Genomic DNA, 18,957 nt, shown 5'->3' with positions numbered 1-18,957 from the left:
CCGTCCGTCGTGGTGAACCGGATCGAGAAGAGGGGCCCCGTAGCGGGGTTGGGGGAGCATGCGGGTCAGGGTTGACGTCGAGGCGGACGTGCGGTCGTTGTCGTGGAGCGATGTGCACGGACCGGCCCGGGGCGTGGTGTACGGGCTGCTCAGCAGCCATGACGCGGACCTCGCGCGGAGGTTGCACGACGAGGGGTGGAACGGGCAGTCGCTCAAGCCGCTGGGCATGACGAGCCCCCAGTTCCGGGGCGCGCGGCGGGTGAAGGGCGTGTACACGACGTCGGCGGACGGCTCGGTGTGGTTCGGGTCGCCCGCGCCCGAACTGGCGGCGGCGCTGGTCTCGTCCCTGTCCAAGCGCACCGAGATCCGCTGGGGTGCGGCTCGGCTGCGGGTCCGGGGCGTGGCACTGGACGTGGCGAGGCCCTCGCCCTCCGGGCCGGTCGAGCTGGCGACGCTCACGCCCGTGATCGTGAAGGGCGAGAACGGGTACCTGCTGCCCGAGGACGAGCCGTACCTCGATCGGCTCCGGCACAACCTCGCCCACAAGGCCAGCGTCCTCGGACTGCCCGCGCCGACCGGGGTGCGGGTGCTGGAGGCGGGGCCCCGGCGCAAGTTCACCGTGCGGGGAGCGCCGCGGATCGGTGCGCTGGTGCGGGTGTCGATGGACGCGGACGGACGGTTCGTGGACGCCCTGCGGTCCTGGGGCCTCGGGCTGGACACCATGCAGGGTTTCGGATGGATCAAGTAGACACCGACGGGTCCCCGTTATCCCCCACCGGCCACCCGCTCCAGCGGGCGGGCGCCCGGGCGGTGGCCGCCCTCGCGGGGCGGGCGCGGCCCGAGGGGGTCACGGACGAGGACCTGGACGCCGTCGCCGCCCGGATCGTCGCGGACGTGCTCATCGCAGCGACCGCCGCCAAGGACGCCGTCCCGTACGACTGGTGGAAGGTCCTGTTCGCGCTGTATCCGAACGCCAAGGCCACCCACAGCAAGCGGTCGAAGGACCCGGAGGCGCTGCGGCCGGACATCGAGGCGCTGTTCCGGCGGGACGAGCCCGCGCAGGTCCCGGGGGCGCTGCCCGATCACTCCCGGCGCCCCGGCACCGTCCGGCCCTGCACGTTCTGCGGGACGTCCACCGCCGTCTTATGGACGAAGTCGAAGCTGCCCCTCTACGACACCGACCGCGCCCTGAACACCCTGCCGCCGGGGGTGCCCGGGTGGCCGGTGTGCCGGGGGTGCCGGATCGCGATGTGGGCGCTGCCGTACGGGGCGCACGTGACCGCCGGCTCCGCGACGGTGCTGTCCTGCGAGGACGAGGGGGTCGAACGTGAGTTCGTGACGGGGAACGTGTTGCGGGCGCACCGGGTGCGGCAACTGGGCTTCGGGGACCGGTCCACCGCCGGTGACCGCCCGGAACTGGTGACCCTGCGGGCGCTCCGGGCGGTCCGGGACGCCGGCTTCGCCGCGTCCACCCTGTGGAGCTTCAAGAACGACAACCAGGATCCGTGGCTCAGGGTGACCCGGACCCGTCGGGCGGTGCCCGCGTTCCTGTCCGTGGTGGACGGCAACGCGGTCCCCCGCCGGGGTTGGCGCCTGCTGGAGATCGCGCTCACCCGGGTGGACCGGTCCGGCGCGGTCACGGCCCGGGGCGCGGCGGAGGCGGCCCGGCTCCTGTTCGAGACCGAGGACGGCCGGAGCGGCGCGTTCCTGGCCGCGGTCCACCGCCTGATCGTCGAGCCGGACCGGCGCCGCAGCGCGACGGACCGCGCCGCGCTGAGCCGGCTCGCGCACGTCTACGCCGAGGAGATCCTGGGGATGGAACCCGACCTCACGCCCGTCACGACGCTGCTCGTGGAGTGGATCGAGCACGGGAGCGGCAGCCCCCGCGGCCGGTTCGCCGAGTACCGCAACGCCGCCTTGAACGACTACCGCCTGGGCCGGTTGCTGATGCAGGCGCAGCACCGCCTGCTCCTGGACGGGCGGCGGGCGCCGGGCGGTCCCGAGGACTGGGCGCCCCTGCTCCAGAAGCGGCCCCGGGCCTGGGAACTGCGCATGCTGCTGTCGGCGGCGGTGGTGCAGGAGCTCCAGGCGCGCGGGGTGGCGGTGAACGAGAGCCCGGTGGACCCGGAGGAGCAGGAGCGCACCGACGCGCTGCTGGCACGGCCGATCCTCGACGTCGAGGACCCGGCCGGATACGACGACGAACACGACGAGAACGGGGCGGCGTAGTGGCCTATCTGGCCGGCAAGATGGTGCTCGCGATCGAGGCGGGCGCACCCAACAACGGCAGGGGCGAGGACACCACGACCCGGGTGAAGTTCGCCCGGGTCAGGGGCCGGCGGTATCCGTACGTCTCGGCGCAGGCGGCACGCCGCTGGCTCCGGGACGGGCTGGTGGAGCTGGGTGCGGTGCCCTCTCCGGTGACCAGGGTCGGCAAGGCGCAGAACAAGGCACAGAAGGCCAACACCGAAGCCGATCCGATCCGTTACGTGGATGACGACCTGTTCGGGTACATGCGGGCCGGCGCCAAGAAGGACGATGCCGGCACCACCCTGCGGGACAGTCCCTTCATGCTGGGCACCCTGATGTCGGTGGAACCGGTGCACCCGGTCGAGGACTTCGGGGTCATGGCCCGGGGCGTCACCGAGCCGGTGCTGCACGGCCACGAGTTCTACACCGCGGACCTCGCGGCCCCGTTCCTGCTGGACGTGCCGCGGATCGGGACGTTCACCCTCCCGGACGCCTCCGGGGTCGGCCGGCCGAACTACCTCACCGAGGAGCAGGCCCGCGGGGTCGCCGAGGCGGTCCGGGCCGGGGCGACCGCGACCACCTTCCGCGACCAGCCCGCCTTCCGGTTGCCGGTCGAGGAGCGCCGTCACCGGGCGGCGCTGCTGCTGGAGGCGTTGGCCCAGTTGAGCGGCGGCGCCAAGCAGGCCCTGCACTACGGGGACCGAGTGCCGGCGCTGATCGTGCTGGTGCCGTTCAAGGGCGGCGTCAACCCGCTGGCCCACTGCGTGGACGGGGAGGAGGGCGTCGGGCTCCGGGTCCGCGGCGAGGTGCTGCGACAGGAACTCGCGGCCTGGGAGGGGGAGTGGGAGGCGCCGGTCCGCATCGGCTGGCGCCCCGGGTTCCGGGACGATCTGCGGGCCGACTTCGAGAAGGCGTGCGCCGAGGAGATCGCGGCCGGCACCGTCGTGGTCGACCACCCCAGGACCGTGCTGCGCGGTCTCGGCGCCGAGCTGCGCGAGGGTCGCCTCGACGGCTGGTTCGACGACCCGGCCCGGTGATTCCCGTGCCGGCGACGCCCCCGCCCGCCCGGACGGCCCCGGGTCGGCCGGCCGCACCGGCCCCGGACCCGTCCGGCGGTCCGGTGACGGCGTGGCGCGTCGAACTCCGGGCGCCCGTCGCGTCCTTCCGCGATCCGCTGTTCCCGGGGATCAGCCGCGGTCTGCCGTTGCCCCCGCCATCCACGGTGCGGGGCCTGTTGGCCGCGGCCACCGGCCGCCCCGCCGAGCTGTTGGCCTTCGGGATGACGGCCGGCTCGGAGGGGAGCGGAGTGGACGCCGAGACCTACCACCCGGTGGCCGCGGACGGCCGAAACCCGGCCGTGTCCGGACGGGTCCGGGCCGGGAAGGGCGGCATGACGATCCGGGACCGCCCCTTCCTGACCGGTGTCCACCTCACCCTGTGGCTGCCCGGCCCGGACGGGGAACGCGTAGCACGGGCGCTGCGCCGGCCCCGCTGGCCGCTGCGGTTGGGCCGCTCGCAGGACCTGGTCCACCCGCGCCCCGCGGTGCGGACCGTCCTACACCCTGCCGAACGGGCCGTCGTGGACCACGCGGTGGCGCCCGCCGGCGCCCACCGGGTGCCTTCCGCGCTGGTGCACCGCATGGCGGCGAGCACCTCGCCCGACCGGCTCACCAACCGCTGGGCCGACTACCTGTGGTGCGACGCGCCCACCGGCCCCCGTACGGTGCACGGCGCCCTCCGGGACGCGGAGACCGGGCAGGCCGTGTGGCTACTGGAACCGTGAGCAGCGGCCCGGGACGCGGTGGCGGCAACGAGGGTCCGGCCGCCACCGCGACGGGCGGTGGCGGCCGGACCCCGCCGCGGCGACGGCTCCCGGAGGTCCGGGCGAAGTCCACCCCCGCATCGGACCCCGAACGCCTCACCACCCACTCCCGCACCGTCCACGGGGCGGTCGGGCAGATCGAGGCCCGCATCGCCGACGCCGGAGTGCTCGCCGCCGAACCCGCCTTCTGGAGCCGGGTGCGCCGGGCCGCCCTCCTCCACGACGCCGGGAAGGTCGCCGAAGGGTTCCAACGGCAACTCCCGCCCGGCGGCACCCCTTGGGGCGAACGGCACGAGGTGCTCTCGCTGGCGTACGTGGACCTCATGTCCCGGGCGGGGGAGTGGGACGAGGAAGACCGGCTCCTCGTCGCGACCCTGGTCGCCACCCACCACCGGGCCCTGCACTCCTCGCCGGACGGTGCCGGCACCAGGCCGAGCCTGGCCCGCCTCTACACCTCCGGCACCGACTGGGGGCACGCCTTCACCCGCACCCCCGGCCCGGACGGCGACCTGGTCCAGGTCACCCGCGGGCTCCACCGGGAGTGGACCGCCTGGCTCGCCGGCGCCCTGTGCGTCGACCCGCCCCGCGAGGACGGCACTCCGCTGGCCGAACGCGCCCGCCGGCTCCTCACCACCCTCCTCGACGCCTGGCGCAGACCGGTCGCCCCGGACCGGGGACTGCTCGCCGTCCTCGCCCAAGGGGCGCTCACCCTCGCCGACCACGCCGGCTCCGCCCACGTCGACCTCCAGACCCACCTCCCGCTCCCCGCCGACTACTTCACCCGCCTCCCGTTCCCGCCCCACCCGCACCAGTTGGCCGCGGCGGAAACCACCGGGCACCTGGTGCTCGTCGCCCCGACCGGCAGCGGCAAGACCGAAGCCGGACTGGCCTGGGCAGCCCGCCAACTCGCCGAACTGCCCGGGCTGCCCCGACTGGTGTGGACCCTCCCGTACCGGGCATCGCTCAACGCGGCCCGCCGCCGGCTGGCCCGCGACCTCGTCCCCGCCCCTGGGGACACCGCCCCCGACATCGGTCTCCTCCACGGCACCGTCGCCCACACCCTCCTCCAGGAGGCCGTGACGGACCGCCCCACCGGCGCACCTTCCGACGCCCCGGCGGCCGGTGCCGCCCAGGCCACCGCGGCAACAGCGGCACAGGCCCGGGCCCGCGCCGGGGCCATGCGACTCTTCGCCCAACGGCTGCGGGTCGCCACCCCCCACCAACTGCTGCGCGCCGCCGTCGCGGGCCCCGCCCACTCCTCCGCCCTCCTCGAACAGGCCAACTCCCTCTTCGTCCTGGACGAACTCCACGCCTACGAGCCCGAGACCTTCGGCCGGCTGTGCGCCGCGATGGGACTGTGGGAACGGCTGGGCAGCAGGGTCGCCGTGCTGTCCGCGACGCTCGCCCCACCACTGATCGAGGTCATCGGCGAGAGCCTGACCCACCCCGTCGCCCTGCACCGCGCGCCGCCGGGCACCAGCCCGGTGCGCCACCGGCTCGTCCTCGACCCCGAACCCCTCACCTCCCCCGACGCCCTGGACCGGCTGCGGACCTGGCTCCACGGGGGCCACAGCGTCCTCGCCGTCACCAACACCGTCGCCACCGCCCGGGCCGTGTACGCCGCACTCGCCCCCGACGCCCGCGCGGCGGCCCGCCCCGAGGACCCGCACCCGGCGTTGCTGCTGCACTCCCGCTTCAAGAACCGGGACCGCGACGCCGTGGAACGGGCCCTCCTGCGCCGGCACCCCGAACGCCGGGCCGGCGAACGCGGCGCCCGTGGCGGCCTCACCGTCGCCACCCAGACCGTGGAGGTCTCCCTCGCCCTCGACTTCGACCGGGGAGCCGTGGAGAACGCCCCCGTCGAAGCGGTCGCCCAGCGCGCCGGCCGGGTCAACCGCCGCGGTCGACACCCCGAAGGAGCCGTCGAGTTCCGCGTCCACCGCCCCGGCAGCCACCGCCCCTACGAGGAAGGGGCCGTCGAAGCGTCCTGGCTGGCGCTGACCACCCTGCTCGCCGAGGGCGCCGACACCCTCGGCGAACAGGACGTCGACCGCCTGCTGTCCCTCGCCCACGACACCCCCTGGGGAGCCGACTGGGCCGACCGCGCCCGCCGCGCCCGCGACGACTTCGCCGCCGCCTTCCTCACCTTCACCGACCCGTTCCACGACCGCACCGGCTACGACCTCCGGCTGCGCGAACACTTCGACGGAGTCGACGTCCTCCACCAGGACGACATCGACGAGTACCGCGCCCTCACCACCGGCTCCGAGGGCCACCCCCTGCGCGGTACCGGCCTCCTCATCCCCTTGCGGTACGGGCAGTTGACGACGTACGGGGTGACCCTCGACCGCACCCTCGGCCTCCGGGTGACCAACGCCCCGTACGACCCGACCACGGGCCTGACGCCCCCCGACGACGAACCGGAGACCATCCTGTGACGGCTCCCCCCGACCCCGCCGCCGTGGGCGGTGTGCACATCAAGTACCTGCACCACTGCCCCCGCCAACTCTGGCTGTACGGCCAGGGGTACCGCCCCGAACACCGCAGTGAACTGGTCGCCTTCGGCGAAGTGGTGGACGCCACCACGTTCACCCGTCGCCGGGACGTCGACCTCGGGGAGGCGAAGATCGACTGGGTCACGACGGGCGCCGTGGTCCACGAGACCAAGTCCTCCCGCGCCCCGTCCCCCGCCCACACCGCCCAGGTCCGCCACTACTGCCTGCTGCTGGAACGCCGAGGCGTCGCCGTGCGGGGCGGGACCGTGCACTACCCGCTCGTCCGCCGGACGGTCGACGTCCCCTGGGACGACACCGCCCGGACCCGGGCCGAGGAGTCCGAGGCCCGCGCCCGCACCGTCCTCGCCGCCCCCGAACCACCCGACCGCCTCGGCCGGGCCGACTGCCGGGGCTGCTCCTACCGCGACTACTGCTGGGGAGACGACTGATGGCCGCCGTAGGCCGCACCTACTGGCTCACCGAACCCTGCCGCATCCGCCGCGAGGACAACAGCGTGCGCGTCGAACGCCCGGACGGCAGCCCGGTCCGCATCCCCATCACCGACATCCGCGACCTGGTCACCTTCGACCACGTCGACATCAACACCTCCGCCCTCTCCCTGCTCAGCCGCAACGGGGTCGCCGTCCACGTCCTCGACCACTACGGCAACCACGCCGGCCACTTCAGCCCCGCCGACTCCATGGCCTCCGCCCGCGTGGTCCGCCGCCAGGTCGAACTCACCGCGGACCCGGAAGTCCGGGCGGGGATCGGCCGCGCCCTGGTGCTGGCCACCGCCGAGAACCTGCGCTGGTCCCTCGACACCGATCTGCTCGACCCCGCCCTGCACACCCTGCGGAGCGCGCTGCCCGACTGCCCCGACGCAGGGGCGATCATGGGTCAGGAGGGCAACTTCCGACGCACCGCCTGGGTCGTCCTGGACACCCAACTCCCCGCCTGGCTACGCCTCGACGGCCGTACCCGCCGTCCACCAACCAATGCCGGCAACGCCTTCGTCAGCTACCTCAACTCCATCGTCTACGCCCGCGTGCTGACCGCCCTGCGCACCACGCCGCTGCACCCCGCGATCGGCTTCCTCCACGCGGACACCGACCGCCGCCGCAACACCCTCGCCCTCGACCTGGCCGAACCCTTCAAGCCCCTGTTCGCCGAGCGACTTCTCAAACGCACCGCGAACCTGAAACACCTACGGCCCGGCGACTTCGAAACCGAAGTCGGCAGGGCGTCCCTGAGCAAGGACGGCCGCCGGAAGATCGCGGCCCTGGTCAAGGAGGAGTTGGCGACCACCGTCCACCATCGCACCCTCAAGCGGAAGGTCAGCTATGAGGAACTCATCCACCTCGAAGCCCTCAAGCTCGTCCGCCTCTGCCTCGAAGGCAAGCCCTACAAGCCCTTCCGCCCCTGGTGGTGACCCCCGGTGTTCGTGATCCTCGTCTACGACACGGCCGTCGAACGCAACCCCAAGGTCCTCAGGACCTGCCGCAAGTACCTGCACTGGACCCAACGGAGCCTGTTCCAGGGCGAACTGTCCACCGCCCAGTACCGCGCCCTGATGGCCGCCCTGCACGCCACCATCGACCCCGGCCACGACAGCATCGTCACCTACACCGTCCGCTCCCCGGACATGGTCCATACCAGTACCCTGGGCGTGGAGTTGGGCGGGCCGGGGGACATCCTCTGACCCGTCGTTGCGCGGAGTGGGCCGCCCGCCCCGCACTTCGCTGGCCCACCCTTCTGACCTGCGGTGTTGCACTACCGGAGGTTCGCTGCACTTCTTGCCTGTACGGTGCTGCTTTGGGTGGGGCTGAGCTGGGGCTTTACCCTCGGGGGGGGGTCTCATCAGCCCTGGAGGGTTGGAAACGTCGGCCCGGCCGCAGCGGTGGTGCCGACCGGGCGCGTGGGTCTCATCAGCCCTGGAGGGTTGGAAACTCCAGCTCGAAGCCCATCTGCGCGAGGAGGGCCGGGTCTCATCAGCCCTGGAGGGTTGGAAACAGCCGCACCGCGTAGGCGATCAGCGCGGCGACTTCGTGTCCTCATCAGCCCTGGAGGGTTGGAAACGATTTGGCGCCGCAGCTATCACGATGATGACCGGGGGTCTCATCAGCCCTGGAGGGTTGGAAACCCGCACTCAACAGCGTGATGTCGAGCCTGCTGACGAGGGTCTCATCAGCCCTGGAGGGTTGGAAACGCCTGCGTCTCGGACGACAAGCTCATGGCCCCCTGGGTCGGGTCTCATCAGCCCTGGAGGGTTGGAAACGCGTACGCCTGGGACTTCACGAACCGGTCGCCGAACGTGGGGTCTCATCAGCCCTGGAGGGTTGGAAACGTGAAGGCGCGGACCTTGTCGTACAGCTCGCCCAGGGTCCTCATCAGCCCTGGAGGGTTGGAAACCCGGGGCGGTGCTGGGGAGGGGGGCCATCACCGTGGGTCCTCATCAGCCCTGGAGGGTTGGAAACGTGGCGAGATGCCGGCCGGCGGGGAGGTGCCAGCGGCGGTCCTCATCAGCCCTGGAGGGTTGGAAACGGCGAGCCAGGCGAGGAGGTGGAGGCGGGCCGCGCGGTCCTCATCAGCCCTGGAGGGTTGGAAACATCGCGTGGAACCCGGGCACGTCGCGGATCTCCAGGTCCTCATCAGCCCTGGAGGGTTGGAAACTTGTCCGAGGCGTCGTTGCGGTCGGCCAGCACCTTGGTGTCCTCATCAGCCCTGGAGGGTTGGAAACTGGTCAGCGGGGGGTGCTGGTGCCGCACTCGGTGCACGGTCCTCATCAGCCCTGGAGGGTTGGAAACGTCTCCGGGGTCCACGCGTGCCCCCAGTGAAGGAGTCCTCATCAGCCCTGGAGGGTTGGAAACGCGGCGGCGTGGTTGATCTCCTTCTGGAGTCCCCGCGTCCTCATCAGCCCTGGAGGGTTGGAAACAGGATCACGGTCGACTTGCCGGTGCCGGCTCCTGCCGTCCTCATCAGCCCTGGAGACCGCGAAGCCCCGCCCCAGCGCAAAACGGCCGCCGGCCGGAACCGGCGGCCACCCGTGGCGCGCTGTGGGCCACGAGGTGCGGACGGAGCACAGCCGGAGTGAGGCCCGGCCATCCGGGGGAGGAGGCCAGGCCCGCCCCCGCCCCGCCCCCCGCCCTCAGCCGTGCTGGTAGGCGACCAGCGAGATGCCCACGTAGTGGACGACGAAGGCGGCCAGGGTGAAGGAGTGGAACACCTCGTGGAAGCCGAACCAGCGGGGGGACGGGTTGGGGCGCTTGATGCCGTAGACGACCCCGCCGGCGCTGTAGAGGAGGCCGCCGACGATCACCAGGACGAGGACGGCGATGCCGCCGGTGCGCAGGAAGTCGGGGAGGAAGAAGACGGCGGCCCAGCCCATGGCGATGTAGCACGGGGTGTAGAGCCAGCGGGGGGCGCCGACCCAGAAGACCCGGAAGACGATGCCGGCCGCCGCGGCGGCCCACACGCTCCACAGCAGCCACTGCCCCGTGGCGTCGGGCAGCAGGAGCAGGGTCAGGGGGGTGTAGGTGCCGGCGATGATCAGGAAGATGTTGGCGTGGTCGAGGCGGCGCAGCACTCCGCTCGCGCGGGGGCCCCAGTTCCCCCGGTGGTAGAGGGCGCTGACGCCGAACAGCAGGCAGGCGGTGAGGACGTAGATGCCGCAGGCGATGCGGCCCCGGGTGGAGTCGGCGAGCGCGGTGAGGAACAGTCCGGAGACCAGGACGGCCGGGAACATGCCCGCGTGGAGCCAGCCGCGCAGTTTCGGCTTCACTTCGGCGACGGTGGGCTCGCGCACCTGTTCGAGGGTCGTGGTGTCGGCTTGGTGGGGGACCGCGAGGGCCGGTGGCGCGCCCTCCGCTCCCGGGTCTCGGACGTCCTGGGGACCGGGTGAATCCGGGAGTGCGGGCACGGGCGCAGTCATGTTCGGCATCGTACCTACGCTTCCGTAGGTGCAGCAGCCGCCCTCGACTGTCCAGTTCCTCGGTCCGGCGGCACTCGGATGGTGGGTGCCCGGCACCCGGACGGTCGGTGTCGCGGTGGACCGGACGGCGGAGCCGGGTGAGGGGGGCCTCCCCGGCGCGCGCCGAACGGTTACGGGTGGGGGGTGAGGGGCGCGTGACGTTCCGTGCGCCGGTGTGCTGCGCCGGAGGCGTGTCGTGGTGAGGCTCACGCCGCTCACTTGTGAGCCCCTCTGGACATCTGCGCATTCGCGGCGGATGATCAAATGAGTGCGGTCGGCACCGGATGAGCGCCGAGGCGGGGGGTGGACCCTGCCGTGAAGCATCCGGGTCGCAGCCCCCAAGGGGCGGAACAACGTCAAACCCTCATTTAGGAGCAAATCGTGGCGCGCGATAACGCGGCTCCCGGCACCACCGGCGACACCCTCACCCCGCCCACCACCCACCAGGGGCTCATCGCCTGGGTGAACGAGATCGCCGAGCTGACCCAGCCGGACCGCGTGGTCTGGTGCGACGGATCGGAGGCCGAGTACGAGCGGCTGGCCGAGGAACTCGTCGCCAAGGGCACCTTCCGCAGGCTCGACCCGGTCAAGCGCCCGAACTCCTACTACGCAGCCTCCGACCCCACCGACGTGGCCCGCGTCGAGGACCGCACCTTCATCTGCTCCGAGAAGGAGGAGGACGCCGGCCCCACCAACCACTGGCGGGCGCCCGCCGAGATGCGCGAGGTGTTCCGGGGCGTCGACGGCCGGGGCGGCATCTTCCGCGGTGCGATGCGCGGCCGGACCATGTACGTCGTCCCGTTCTGCATGGGCCCGCTCGGCTCGCCGCTCTCCGCGCTCGGCGTGGAGATCACCGACTCCGCCTACGTCGCCGTCGCCATGCGCACCATGACCCGGATGGGCAAGGCGGTCCTGGACGAGCTGGGCTCGGACGGCTTCTTCGTGAAGGCCGTGCACACCCTGGGCGCCCCGCTCGCCGAGGGCGAGGCGGACGTGCCGTGGCCGTGCAACGCCACCAAGTACATCTCCCACTTCCCCGAGGACCGCGAGATCTGGTCCTACGGCTCCGGCTACGGCGGCAACGCCCTGCTCGGCAAGAAGTGCTACGCCCTGCGCATCGCCTCGGTGATGGCCCGCGACGAGGGCTGGCTCGCCGAGCACATGCTGATCCTCAAGCTGACCCCGCCCAGCGGTGCGGCCCGGTACGTCGCCGCCGCCTTCCCCTCGGCCTGCGGCAAGACCAACCTGGCGATGCTGGAGCCCACCGTCAAGGGCTGGACCGTCGAGACCATCGGCGACGACATCGCCTGGATGCGCTTCGGCGAGGACGGCCGGCTGTACGCCATCAACCCGGAGGCCGGCTTCTTCGGCGTGGCCCCCGGCACCGGCGAGCACACCAACGCCAACGCCATGAAGACGCTCTGGGGCAACTCCGTCTTCACCAACGTCGCGCTCACCGACGACGGCGACGTGTGGTGGGAGGGCATGACCGAGGACGCCCCCGCCCACCTGACCGACTGGAAGGGCAACGACTGGACCCCGGAGTCCGCCGCCCCGGCCGCGCACCCCAACGCCCGGTTCACCGTGCCCGCCGCGCAGTGCCCGACCATCGCCCCCGAGTGGGAGGACCCGAAGGGCGTGCCGATCTCGGCGATCCTCTTCGGCGGTCGCCGCGCCAGCGCCGTCCCGCTGGTGACCGAGTCCTTCGACTGGAACCACGGCGTGTTCCTGGGCGCCAACGTGGCCTCCGAGAAGACCGCCGCCGCCGAGGGCAAGGTGGGCGAGCTGCGCCGCGACCCGTTCGCGATGCTGCCGTTCTGCGGCTACAACATGGGCGACTACATGGCCCACTGGGTGAACGTGGCCAAGGACAAGGACCCGGCCAAGCTGCCGCGGATCTACTACGTCAACTGGTTCCGCAAGGACGACGGCGGCCGGTTCGTGTGGCCGGGCTTCGGCGAGAACAGCCGGGTCCTCAAGTGGATCGTGGAGCGCCTCGACGGCACCGCCGAGGGCGTGGCGAGCCCGATCGGCGTGCTCCCGGCGAAGGGCTCCCTGGACACCGAGGGGTTGGACCTCTCCGACGCCGACCTCGACTTCCTGCTGACGGTCGACAAGGAGGTGTGGCGCGAGGAGGCCGCCCTGGTCCCCGAGCACCTCAACACCTTCGGCGACCACACCCCCACGGAGCTGTGGGACGAGTACCGCTCCCTGGTGCGCCGCCTCGGCTGAGGCCGCTGCGGCACCCGCGGTGCCACGGCCCACCGGTCCTTCCCCTGACCGGCCGGGCCCCTCCGCGCCGGCCCCCTCCCGGGCCCGTGCGGAGACCCGACGAGCCCCCGGAGGTCACAACGGTCCTCCGGGGGCTCGTCCTCGTGCGCGGTCAGCGGGCCGCGGCCAGCTTCCGGCGGCGCTCGCCGCGCCGCGCCCGGTACCCGGTGTCCTCGGGTGCGTGGTGGGCGACGCGCCGCGCCGCGAGGGCCGGCGGGGCGGTGTCCTCGGGGGCGGCGTGCACGTCCATCCGTTCGGCGGCGAGGATCGCGACCGTGGTGTCCGCGCGGGAGGCGGCCACCACCAGGGCGCGGCCCGCGAGGGCGTGCGCACGGTGGTGCAGTCCGAGCGAACGGGCCCGGCCGGGGCCGGGCACCGCGGGCTCGGGGACCCCGCGGACCGGGGCGGCACCCCGGAGCCGGGCGATCTGGCCGGCGATCCGGTCGGCGGCACGGGCGAGGTCGGGGGTGGGGGTGAGGGCCCGCAGCTCGTCGGTGACGGCGAGCAGGGCGGAGAGGTGTCCGGCGAGCTGGATGTCCAGCTCCTCCTCGCGCGAGCGGTGCGGGTAGTCACCCTGGTCGGCCACCGTGTGGACCGACTTGGTGCGGATCGGTTCGTACATGGAACGGGCCTTCCTGTGCTGTGACGAACCCATCCTAGCTTGGATTGAGTCTAAAACTAAGCGGAGTCCCGTATTCAGCCCCTTCCGGCGGGACGGCCGTCCGCACTCAGTCGGCCGTCCCCGGCTTGACCCCCCAGACGTACACCGCGTCGTCGACGTCCAGCAGCTCCCACAGCACCTCCGCGTCCCCCAGCCGGAGGTTCACGCACCCCGCCGACCCGCCCCCGTCGAACAGGCTGTCCAGCCGGCCGTGCAGGGCCTGCCCCCCGTCGAAGAACTGCGCGTACGGCATGGGGGTGTCGTACAGGGTCGACACGTGGTCCTTGCTGCGCCAGTAGATCGCGTGCCAGCCGGTGCGGGTCTCCTCGCCGTCCCGCCCGCTGCGGATCGGCACCGGGTCGAAGACCACGTCCTGGTCGCGCTGCACCCACAGCAGCTGCCGGTCCAGGTCCACGCAGGTCACCGGGTACGAGCGGGCCGGGCACAGCCGGTCCGCGTTGGGGTCGGCCCGGGCCCGGACCGCGGTCATCACCCGGTAGGTGAGCAGATTGGCGTAGCCGTCCGCGGGGTCGACGGCCTGGGCCTCCTGGAAGCCGCGGATCGCCGCGCAGTCCTCCGGCGACTGCGCCCCGTCCACCGGCCGCCCCAGGTACTCCTCCATCGGCCGCTGGTAGGGGCCGGTGGACGCGGTGCACTCCTCGTCGACCACCACGGGCCCGGCGGCGGCCCGCGGAGCGGCGGCGAGGCCCGCCGCGGCCCCCAGCACGGTCGCGGCGAGCACGAACAGCGCACCGCCCCGGTACCGGGAACGCCCCGCGGGTCCGCCCCCGGGCGGCGCGGTCGCCGTGCCGTCGTCAGCAGGGGTCATGGCGGTGCCTCCGTCCGCTCGGGTCCCACCACAGCTACCAGCCGCCCCCGCCGGCCGCCCCGGGAGAGGGGCCGAAACGGTGAGGCCGGGGACCGCGGTGGCGGTCCCCGGCCTTCGCCGGTCGGCGGTTCAGCGGGTGGGCGTCACTTGCCCTTGCCCGGCTCCTCGCGCTTGTTGGCGACGTTGACCGTCACGGTCTCACCGGCGTTCTCCTCGGTGATCTCGATCGGGCCCCGGACGGGGTTGTCCGGCAGGACGTAGCCCTCGGGCACCGCCGTCTCGCGCACGTAGTACGTGCCGAGCGGCAGTTCGTCGAAGACGCAGAGCCCGGCGGCGTCCGTGGAGCAACCGGTGCCCTCGCGGGTGTCCGCGGGGGTGGAGCCGGAGGCGCTGGTCTGGAGGCCGGGCACGCCGTTGGACTCGGTCCACAGCTCGAAGACGGCCCCGGCGAGCGGGCGACCGTTCTTCTTGTCCGTCTTCACGACCTCGATGACGCTCTCCTCGGCCGGGGTCCGGGTGTTCCCCGCCTCGACGCCGACGCCCTCGGCCGCGTTCTCCTCGGTGAGGACCAGCGGGCCGAACACCGGGTTCGCCGGCAGCTCGTACCCGTCCGGGGCCTGCGTCTCGCGCCAGTAGTACGTGCCCACCTCGACGGTGCGGGTGCACTCGCCGTTCGCCGGGGTGGTGCAGGTGCCGCCGACCTGGGTGTCGGGGTCGGCGCCGGTGGTCTGGAGGCCGGGGATGCCGTTGGTCTCCTCCCAGAGCTGGAACACCGCGCCGGTGAGCGGGTCGCCGGTCTCCTCGTCCACCTTCACGACCGACACCTCACCGGTGACGGGCGTGCGGGTGTTGTTCGCGGTGACCGTCACACCCCGCGGGGCGTTCTCCGCGGTGATGACGAGCGGGCCGAAGACCGGGTTGGCGGGCAGTTCGTACCCGGGCGGGGCCTGGGTCTCGTACCAGTAGTAGGTGCCCTCTTCGACGGTGCGGGTGCACGCGCCGTTCGCCGGGGTGGTGCAGGCGGCGCCGACCTGGGTGTCGGGGTCGGCCCCGGTGGTCTGGAGGCCGGGGATGCCGTTGGTCTCCTCCCAGAGCTGGAACACCGCTCCGGCCAGGTTCGCCCCGCTGCTCGCGTCCTTCTTCACCACCGTGACGTCACCGGTGACCGGCGCCGTCTCGGTGTTGTTCGCGGTGACGGTGACGCCCTGCTCGGCGTTGTCCTCGGTCAGGTGCAGCGGCCCGAAGACCGGGTTGGCGGGGAGGTCGTAGCCGGGAGGCGCCTGGGTCTCGCGCCAGTAGTACGTGCCGAGCTCCTCGACCCGGGTGCACGCGCCGTTCGCCCCGGTGGTGCAGTCGGCGCCCACCTGGGTGTCCGGCACCGCGCCGGTGGTCTGGAGACCGAGCTGGCCGTTGGTCTCCTCCCAGAGCTGGAACACGGCACCGGCGAGGTTCGCCCCGGTCTCCGCGTCCTTCTTGACGACCGTGACCGCGCCGGTGACCGGGGCCGTCTCGGTGTTCTCCGCATCGATGCTGACGCCCTGCTCGGCGTTGGCCTCGGTGAGGGTGAGCGGCCCGAAGACCGGGTTGGCGGGGAGCTCGTAGCCGGGAGGCGCCTGGGTCTCGCGCCAGTAGTACGTGCCGATCTCGACGGTCCGGGTGCACTGCCCGTTGGCCCCCGTGGTGCAGGGGCTGCCGATCAGGGTGTCCGGGGTGGCGCCGGTGGTCTGGAGGCCGGGGACGCCGTTGGTCTCCTCCCAGAGCTGGAACACGGCACCGGCGAGGTTCGCCCCGGTCTCCGCGTCCTGCTTGACCACCGTGACCGCGCCGGTGACCGGCTCCGTCTGGCTGTTGCTGGCGTTGACCGTGACGCCGGTGGAGGCGTTCTCGTCGGTCAGGGTCAGCGGGCCGAAGACCGGGTTGGACGGGAGCTCGTACCCGGGCGGGGCCTGGGTCTCGTACCAGTAGTAGGTGCCCTCCTCGACGGTGCGGGTGCAGGCTCCGTTCGCCGGGGTGGTGCAGGCGGCGCCCACCTGGGTGTCGGGGGTGGTGCCACCGGTCTGGAGCCCCGGCGCGCCGTTGGTCTCCTGCCAGAGCTGGAACACCGCGCCGGCCAGCGGGTCGCCGGTCTGCGAGTCCCGCTTGACCACGGTGACGTCACCGGTGACCGGGACCGTCTCGATGTTGTTCGCGGTGACGCTGACGCCCGTGCCCGCGTTCGCCGCGGTCAGCACCAGCGGCCCGAAGACCGGGTTGGCCGGCAGGTCGTAGCCGGGCGGGGGAGCGGTCTCGCGCCAGTAGTACGTGCCGAGCTCCACCGTCCGCGAACACTGTCCGTTCGCCGGGGTGGTGCAGTTGGCGCCCACCTGGGTGTCCGTGTTGGCGCCGGTGGTCTGGAGGCCGGGGATGCCGTTGGTCTCCATCCAGAGCTGGAACACCGCGCCGGCCAGCGGGGCCTGGGTGGCGGAGTCCTGCTTGAGGACGGTCACCGCGCCCGTGACGGGGGCGGTCGGGTTGTTGTTCGCGGTGACGGTGACGCCCGTGCCCGCGTTCTCGTCGGTGAGGACCAGCGGGCCGAAGACCGGGTTGGCGGGCAGTTCGTACCCGGGCGGGGCCTGGGTCTCGCGCCAGTAGTAGGTGCCCTCCTCGACGGTGCGGGTGCACTCGCCGTCAGCACCGGTGGTGCAGTCGGCGCCGATCTGGGTGTCCGGGTTGGCCCCGGTGGTCTGGAGCCCCGGCGCGCCGTTGGTCTCCTCCCAGAGCTGGAACACCGCGCCCGCCAGCGGGTCACCGGTCTCCACGTCCTGCTTGACCACGGTGACGTCGCCGGTGACCGGCGCCGTCGCGGTGTTGTCCGCGGTGACGGTCACGCCCGTCGGTGCGTTCTGGTCGGTGAGGACCAGCGGGCCGAACACCGGGTTGGCCGGCAGGTCGTACCCGGGCGGCGCCTGGTTCTCCCGCCAGTAGTAGGTGCCGGTCTCGACGGTGCGGGTGCACTCGCCGTTCGCCCCGGTGGTGCAGGACGGGCCGATCTGGGTGTCGGGGTCGGCGCCGGTGGTCTGGAGACCGGGGATGCCGTTGGTCTCCTCCCAGAGCTGGAACACCGCGCCGGCCAGCGGGGCCTGCGTCACCGAGTCCCGCTTGAGCACGGTGACCGCGCCCGTCACCGGGATCCGGTTGTCCAGGGCGGTGATGCTCACCCCGTCCGGCAGGTCCGCCGAGGTCAGGTTCAGCGGCCCGAAGACCGGGTCGTCCGGCAGGTCGTACCCGGGCGGGGCCTGGACCTCGCGCCAGTAGTAGGTGCCCAGGTCGACGGTGCGGGTGCACGCGCCGTTGGCGTCGGTGACGCAGGTGGCGCCGACCTGGGTGTCCGGGTCGGCGCCGGTGGTCTGCAGGCCGGTCTGGCCGTTGGTCTCCTGCCACAGCTCGAACTCGGCGCCGGCCAGGTTGGCCTGCGTCTCCGCGTCCTTCTTCACGACCTGCACCGGGCCCTGGGTGGGCGCCACCGAACAGTCGGGGAGGTTGGTCGCGTTGAACGGGTAGGCGTGGAACTCCTGCCCGCCGCCGCCACCCGCGGGGCTGGTGTGGGTGATGGAACCCGTGCTGAAGAACCGACCGTTCGTGCCCGGCAGGGTGACCGTGGTCTCCGACGCCTGGTTCCCCACCAGCACACTGCCCTGGAACTGGCCGGTGCCGGCCAGGTTCACCGTGGTGGCGTCCGGGAAGTTCCACAGCAGCCGTGAACGGAGCTGGTTCAACGGGTCGGTGTCGAACGGGCTGCCGCTGTAGGTGCTGATGGTGCGGTTCGCGCCCAGCACGTTGACCAGCACGGTCGCGCCCGCCGGAATGTTCTGGAAGACGATGCCCTGTTGGCCGCCGCTCGTCGTCGTCATGTTGAAGTCGACGTTGAAGATCTGGAGCGCGGAGGTGTTGTCACCGGTGAAGACGGTCTGACCGCCCTGGTTCACCGCCGTACCGGTCGCCGGCCGGGTGCCCTGCGCGTCCCGCGCGTAGCACTGGCTCGCCGTGGTCAGCTCGTCGCGCAGCCCGACGTAGGGGGCCGCGGCGTTCGGGTCCTGGACCACCGTGCCGGTGATGGTGCCGGTCGCGGTGCCCGCGTGGCGGACCACGCCGCCGTCGGCGAGCAGCGACTCCCCGGGGGCCACGGTGACGTCGCCGCCCGTGGTGAGGAAGTCGGCGCCGTCCGGCGGCGGGACCCGGGAGCCCACGCCCACGATGCCGATGTTGTAGATCGAGCTGAAGCCGGTGGCCTTGTCCTGGCTGAAGTCCCCGAGGACCACCACCCGGCCCTCCGCCTCGGCGGCCCGGTCGCGGACCCGGAAGTCACCGCCCGCGAAGATGTTGATGGCGTTGTCGCGGCCCGCGATCGGGCCGTTGCTGATCGGGGGGAACGGGTCGGGACAGCTGCCCGGCACACAGGGGCCGAGGCCCCCCGGCAGGGGGGCGGCCACGGCCGGCGAGGCGGCGGTGCCGAGGGCGATCAGCGGGGCGGAGGCGGCGGCCATGACATAGGCGGCGGCCAGGCTCCAGGCGCGTCTGCGGCGCCCGGCCCGGGTGGCCCCGGGGCGCGGCCGTTGCCCGGCGCGCCCCGGTGACCTGGGAAGGAGTGGTCTCATGGGTGCCGTTGTCGCACGCGCGCGTGGA

General features: G+C 72.9%; 13 protein-coding genes and 1 CRISPR repeat array. Of the genes, 9 read left to right on the top strand and 4 right to left on the bottom strand.

All coding sequences use genetic code 11. The annotated features are described in order from the left end of the window. The first annotated feature begins 58 nt into the window (after positions 1–58). The 8 genes from cas6 (at position 59) to cas2 (ending at position 8,266) form a co-directional block, all read left to right on the top strand. Positions 59–748 carry a CRISPR-associated endoribonuclease Cas6 gene (gene cas6, locus ABT092_RS05450; RefSeq protein ID WP_351240052.1) on the top strand — a complete coding sequence of 230 codons (690 nt, stop codon included), beginning with the start codon at positions 59–61 and terminating at the stop codon, positions 746–748. After that, positions 736–2,229, top strand: coding sequence for a hypothetical protein (locus tag ABT092_RS05445; RefSeq protein WP_351240050.1), 1,494 nt, complete (start codon positions 736–738; stop codon positions 2,227–2,229). The genes cas6 and ABT092_RS05445 overlap by 13 nt, the downstream gene beginning before the upstream one ends. Beyond that, positions 2,229–3,287 carry a type I-B CRISPR-associated protein Cas7/Cst2/DevR gene (gene cas7i, locus ABT092_RS05440; RefSeq protein ID WP_351240048.1) on the top strand — a complete coding sequence of 353 codons (1,059 nt, stop codon included), beginning with the start codon at positions 2,229–2,231 and terminating at the stop codon, positions 3,285–3,287. The genes ABT092_RS05445 and cas7i overlap by 1 nt, the downstream gene beginning before the upstream one ends. An 83-nt stretch (positions 3,288–3,370) precedes the next feature. Next, positions 3,371–4,033 carry a CRISPR-associated protein Cas5 gene (gene cas5 / locus ABT092_RS05435; protein WP_351240046.1) on the top strand — a complete coding sequence of 221 codons (663 nt, stop codon included), beginning with the start codon at positions 3,371–3,373 and terminating at the stop codon, positions 4,031–4,033. Further along, the gene (gene cas3 / locus ABT092_RS05430) at positions 4,030–6,510 is read left to right on the top strand and encodes a CRISPR-associated helicase Cas3' (protein ID WP_351240044.1); all 2,481 of its coding nucleotides are present in this window, start codon (positions 4,030–4,032) and stop codon (positions 6,508–6,510) included. Before cas5 ends, cas3 begins: the two co-directional genes overlap by 4 nt. Further along, positions 6,507–7,016, top strand: a complete 510-nt coding sequence (locus tag ABT092_RS05425) for a CRISPR-associated protein Cas4 (protein WP_351240042.1) — start codon at positions 6,507–6,509, stop codon at positions 7,014–7,016. The genes cas3 and ABT092_RS05425 overlap by 4 nt, the downstream gene beginning before the upstream one ends. After that, entirely contained in the window at positions 7,016–7,996 is a 981-nt protein-coding gene (gene cas1b, locus ABT092_RS05420; protein WP_351240040.1) for a type I-B CRISPR-associated endonuclease Cas1b, read from the top strand. Before ABT092_RS05425 ends, cas1b begins: the two co-directional genes overlap by 1 nt. Before the next feature lie 6 nt (positions 7,997–8,002). After that, positions 8,003–8,266 carry a CRISPR-associated endonuclease Cas2 gene (cas2, locus tag ABT092_RS05415; RefSeq protein WP_351240038.1) on the top strand — a complete coding sequence of 88 codons (264 nt, stop codon included), beginning with the start codon at positions 8,003–8,005 and terminating at the stop codon, positions 8,264–8,266. A 154-nt stretch (positions 8,267–8,420) separates the two neighbouring features. Beyond that, positions 8,421–9,499: a CRISPR direct-repeat array (repeat unit 26 nt; unit sequence CTCATCAGCCCTGGAGGGTTGGAAAC). A gap of 213 nt (positions 9,500–9,712) precedes the next feature. Here the strand turns inward: cas2 and trhA are convergent. After that, positions 9,713–10,495 (bottom strand): PAQR family membrane homeostasis protein TrhA, encoded by a 783-nt coding sequence (gene trhA, locus ABT092_RS05410; RefSeq protein ID WP_351240036.1) that lies wholly within the window; start codon positions 10,493–10,495, stop codon positions 9,713–9,715. 420 nt (positions 10,496–10,915) lie between these two features. On the opposite strand from trhA, the gene ABT092_RS05405 reads away from it, so the two are divergent. Then, positions 10,916–12,766, top strand: a complete 1,851-nt coding sequence (locus ABT092_RS05405) for a phosphoenolpyruvate carboxykinase (GTP) (RefSeq protein ID WP_351240034.1) — start codon at positions 10,916–10,918, stop codon at positions 12,764–12,766. A 151-nt stretch (positions 12,767–12,917) separates the two neighbouring features. Here the strand turns inward: ABT092_RS05405 and ABT092_RS05400 are convergent, their stop codons facing one another. From ABT092_RS05400 to ABT092_RS05390, 3 genes are all read right to left on the bottom strand, one after another. Further along, complete coding sequence (locus ABT092_RS05400; RefSeq protein ID WP_351240032.1) at positions 12,918–13,427, bottom strand: SCO4983 family protein; 510 nt, start codon at positions 13,425–13,427, stop codon at positions 12,918–12,920. Between the two features lie 106 nt (positions 13,428–13,533). Further along, positions 13,534–14,295, bottom strand: coding sequence for a L,D-transpeptidase (locus tag ABT092_RS05395; RefSeq protein WP_351240030.1), 762 nt, complete (start codon positions 14,293–14,295; stop codon positions 13,534–13,536). A gap of 143 nt (positions 14,296–14,438) precedes the next feature. Further along, positions 14,439–18,929, bottom strand: coding sequence for a SpaA isopeptide-forming pilin-related protein (locus tag ABT092_RS05390; RefSeq protein WP_351240028.1), 4,491 nt, complete (start codon positions 18,927–18,929; stop codon positions 14,439–14,441). Between the last annotated feature and the right edge of the window lie 28 nt (positions 18,930–18,957).

Origin of the sequence: Streptomyces sp. NPDC002490 (assembly GCF_040296045.1) — a bacterium.
Classification (GTDB): domain Bacteria; phylum Actinomycetota; class Actinomycetes; order Streptomycetales; family Streptomycetaceae; genus Streptomyces.
The sequence above is the reverse complement of the archived record's forward strand: the minus strand, read 5'-3'. Positions and strand labels throughout refer to the sequence as shown.

What these genes read in the sequence shown, in the direction of transcription:
- cas6 (WP_351240052.1), top strand. Translation starts at nt 59, where the DNA reads ATGCGGGTCAGGGTTGACGTCGAGGCGGACGTGCGGTCGTTGTCGTGG.
- ABT092_RS05445 (WP_351240050.1), top strand. Translation starts at nt 736, where the DNA reads ATGGATCAAGTAGACACCGACGGGTCCCCGTTATCCCCCACCGGCCAC.
- cas1b (WP_351240040.1), top strand. Translation starts at nt 7,016, where the DNA reads ATGGCCGCCGTAGGCCGCACCTACTGGCTCACCGAACCCTGCCGCATC.
- trhA (WP_351240036.1), bottom strand. Translation starts at nt 10,495, where the DNA reads ATGACTGCGCCCGTGCCCGCACTCCCGGATTCACCCGGTCCCCAGGAC.
- ABT092_RS05400 (WP_351240032.1), bottom strand. Translation starts at nt 13,427, where the DNA reads ATGTACGAACCGATCCGCACCAAGTCGGTCCACACGGTGGCCGACCAG.
- ABT092_RS05395 (WP_351240030.1), bottom strand. Translation starts at nt 14,295, where the DNA reads ATGACCCCTGCTGACGACGGCACGGCGACCGCGCCGCCCGGGGGCGGA.
- ABT092_RS05390 (WP_351240028.1), bottom strand. Translation starts at nt 18,929, where the DNA reads ATGAGACCACTCCTTCCCAGGTCACCGGGGCGCGCCGGGCAACGGCCG.